2 protein-coding genes are annotated in these 3,360 nt (G+C 63.7%); both read right to left on the reverse strand.

All coding sequences use genetic code 11. The features are described from left to right. Positions 1 to 1,544: efflux RND transporter permease subunit (locus tag I5W_RS23345; RefSeq protein ID WP_044531039.1), on the reverse strand; the 1,544-nt coding region annotated here is incomplete at its 3' end. Between the two features lie 119 nt (positions 1,545 to 1,663). Further along, complete coding sequence (locus I5W_RS23350; RefSeq protein WP_083893614.1) at positions 1,664 to 3,355, reverse strand: DUF1302 domain-containing protein; 1,692 nt, start codon at positions 3,353 to 3,355, stop codon at positions 1,664 to 1,666. Positions 3,356 to 3,360 lie beyond the last annotated feature (5 nt).

A 3,360-nucleotide genomic window follows, 5' to 3' on the forward strand; every position in this document is an offset into this window, starting at 1 on the left:
GGCGAGGAGCTCACCGACAACACGCCAGGTACGTGGCGCATGACGGTATCGAACTGGTCCTGGTAGCGACCGAAGGCGACCTTGTCGCAGGAGTTGGCGGGCGTGGCCAGGATCACGGTCAGCCAGTCCAGGCCATTGCCGTAGTTGTCGGCGATCCAGCGGGCATCCTGGTTGTAGCGCGCATTGGCGTGCAGTTCCGGGGCGCCCGGTTGCAGCGTGCCGACCAGGCGGTCGTGGCTGTACCAGGCCGAGCCGGCCAGCACCAGCAGGGTGAGCACCACGATGCTGCGCGCCACCTTGGGTTGCGCTGCACGCGACAGCACTGCCAGCCAGCGCCCGCGGGCCTGCTGGGCCCGCATGGCGGCCTCGGCATAGGTCTTGCCGACCTTGAGCAAGGACGCCGCCAGCGGCAGCATCACCAGATTGGTGATGATCTTGTAGCCCACGCCGATGGAGGCAGTGATGGCCAGCTCGCGCACCATCGGGATGGGGATCATCACCAGCGTGATGAAGGACACCAGGGCTGTCACCAGCGCCAGCACGCCCGGAATGAGCAAGCCCTTGAAGCTGGCGCGCGCCGCGGCTTCGCAGGATTGGCCGCTGGCAATGCCGCGTACGATGGTATTGATCTGCTGCACGCCATGCGAGACGCCGATGGCAAACACCAGGAAGGGCACCAGCACCGCCAGCGGATCGAGCCCATAACCCAACAGGCGCAGGGTGCCGAACTGCCACACCAGCGACACCAGCGAGCAGGCCACCGGCAGCAGCGTGAAGGGCAGCGAGCGGCAGTACCAGTACACCGCCACCGTGGTCAGCAGCAGCGCCATGGCGCAGAACTTCAACACGCCTTCGGCACCATCGGCCACATCACCGATCTGCTTGGCAAAGCCGATGATCTGCACTTCGAAGTCGGCGTTCTCGTACTTGGCGCGCAAGTCGTTCAAGAGCTTGTTGTAGGCCAGGTAATCGACCTTGTCGCCCTTGGCGTCGAACTCGTTGATCTCGGCCACGATCATGGCGCTGTCCTGGTTGCGCGAGATCAGGGTGCCGACGAAGCCGCCATTGAGCGCCGTGTTGCGGATCTGTTCGATACTCTCGGGCGTGAGGGCCGAGGGGATCACGGTGCCGGGAATGACCGGGTCGGCGCGAAAGCCTTCCTCGGTGATTTCGTTGACGAAGGTATTGGGCGTCCATAGCGATTGCACGCCCAACCGGCTGATGTTGGGCAGGAACATGACGGCCTGGGTCATCTCCGACAGGCGGGTCAGTCCCTCCTTGGTCCAGATGCTGCCATGGCGTGCACGCAGCACGATGTTCAAACGATTGGCGCCGAGCACGTCGTCGCGATATTGCTTGAAGGTGTCGATGTATTCGTGATGGGTCGGCATCTGTTTTTCGAAGCCGGCGTCCATGCGCAATTGCAGGGCGAAGAAAGACAGCACGGCGGTGCAGGCCAGCAGTACCAGCAGGATGGGAATGCGCAAGCGGAACAGACAGGCTTCGAGTCGGTCCAGGCTCAACAGGGAAGGGGCGGTGGGCATGATGCGGTGTTCTCGGTCTCGGGGGCTGGGGTCTTGGATCTGGGACAAATAGGCGTGCCGCCCGTAGGCGGCAGCCAGGACGATGCACCACGGACCGTGGAGGGTCCGGGCGCAGCGGGTCAGAAGTTGCGACTGATGGTCATGCCATAGAAGCTGCGGTCCCGCAGCGGCTGGTCGAATACGCTGGCGCCGCCCCAGAACTTGGCCATGTTCAGCGCCACCTGCCACTTGGCCGGGTTCTGGGTGAAGGTGACGGTGAAGTTGGCCATCTTCGCGCCTTCCATGAAGGTCGCCATGGCATTGGGTGTGCGGCCCTTGACGGCATGGAAGAAGTAGACCTCGGGAATGACCTGCCAGCCTGGAATCACCGAACCATCGTAGACCCAACTGAAGTCGAAGTTGTAGCCATACGACGTCGCGCTGCCCACGCCTGGGGTAGTGCCGCCATTGGCCAGTGTGCTGTTGGCATTGGCGGTGGTGTCATAGCCCCAGCCCCACAGACCGGCCGCCACGGGAATGCCGCCATAGGCGTTTTTCAGGTTGGGATACTTGATGGCCACCGCTTCGGCCATCAGCGTGGCGGTATCGGCGCCCAGGGCCTTGAGGACGGCACCGTGTTCGCTTGGGCTCAGGTTGAGCATGGCGGTGACGGCCAACTGGTACTTCTGGCTCTCGATATAGCACTTGCCATTGATCATGCACAGGCCGCCATTGGCGTTGGGCACCGAGCCATTGAGCGCGACTGCATCCTTGGGTCGATACGACAATTCAGTGCCGATGGCCCAGTTGCCCAGCGGGAAGTTGGCCGACAGGCCCACCATCTTGCGGTCTTCCAGATAGGAATAGCCCAGTCCGCTGGCAGTGTTGGCGGTGGAGAGCACGGGCGACTTGTCATGATAGTTCATCACGTACAGGCCGAAGTTCACGTCCGCTCCCGGTGGCGTATAGCGCAGCGCCACGCCGTACTGACCGGTGGAACGCGGGCGGCTGGTGGTGGGCACGCCCAGCGCCTCGGCACCGATGCCCACCGTGGCGGTGGACCAATAGCTGCCCACCGGCGGGAAGTAATTGGTTTCCCATCCTTGTTGTAGATAGGTTTCCACCGAGAAGCCGCGCCCCAGTCCGGTGGCGAAGTTGACCATGGGCGCGGGCAGGATGGCTTCCTTCAACTGTGTGCCCGGATTGGACAGACGCATCAGGTCGACCGCGTTGGTCTGGTTGATGCCACCGGCGATGAATAGGCTTTCACCCCAGTTCACCACCTGGTTACCCACGCGGATGCGGGCGCGTTCCTCGCCCAGGTCGAACGACTTGCTCACCCACAGGTCCAGCAGGCGCACCTTGGAATGCAGCTCGTTGGTGGCCTCATCCGACAGCGAGCGACCGGTCGGGTTGGCGCCGCTGATGTTGCCGGTATTGCGGGTGGCCGAGAAGTCGCGCAGCCAGCTCACGCGGCCCAGGAACTTGACGTCCTCGGGCATGTTCAGCAGCAGTTCATGCGTGCCCTTGAGGTAGGTGGTGAAGCGGTCGCCGCGGTTGTAGTTCAGGTCGCCCTGGTCATTGAGCGAGGACAGCGCATCGGCACAGCCGGCCGGCGCGCTGGGGCCGGAAGCCGGTGTCGCATTGCCGCCGCTGCTGCCGATCACCAGGCCGCAGCCTTGCTTGCTGGCGCGCACCCCCACGCCCAAGGACACGGTGGAGTCGAAGTTGCCGGAGACCGTCTCGCCTTCGAAGGTGATGGCCTGGGCGCCCCCGCTGCACAGCGTGGCGGCGGCCAGGGCGATGATCCTGTGTTGCATTTGCTTGTTCATGTTAT

Origin of the sequence: Herbaspirillum sp. B65 (genome assembly GCF_000333555.1) — a bacterium.
GTDB classification, from domain to species: Bacteria; Pseudomonadota; Gammaproteobacteria; order Burkholderiales; family Burkholderiaceae_D; genus Herbaspirillum; species Herbaspirillum rubrisubalbicans.

What these genes read in the sequence shown, in the direction of transcription:
- I5W_RS23350 (WP_083893614.1), bottom strand. Translation starts at nt 3,355, where the DNA reads ATGAACAAGCAAATGCAACACAGGATCATCGCCCTGGCCGCCGCCACG.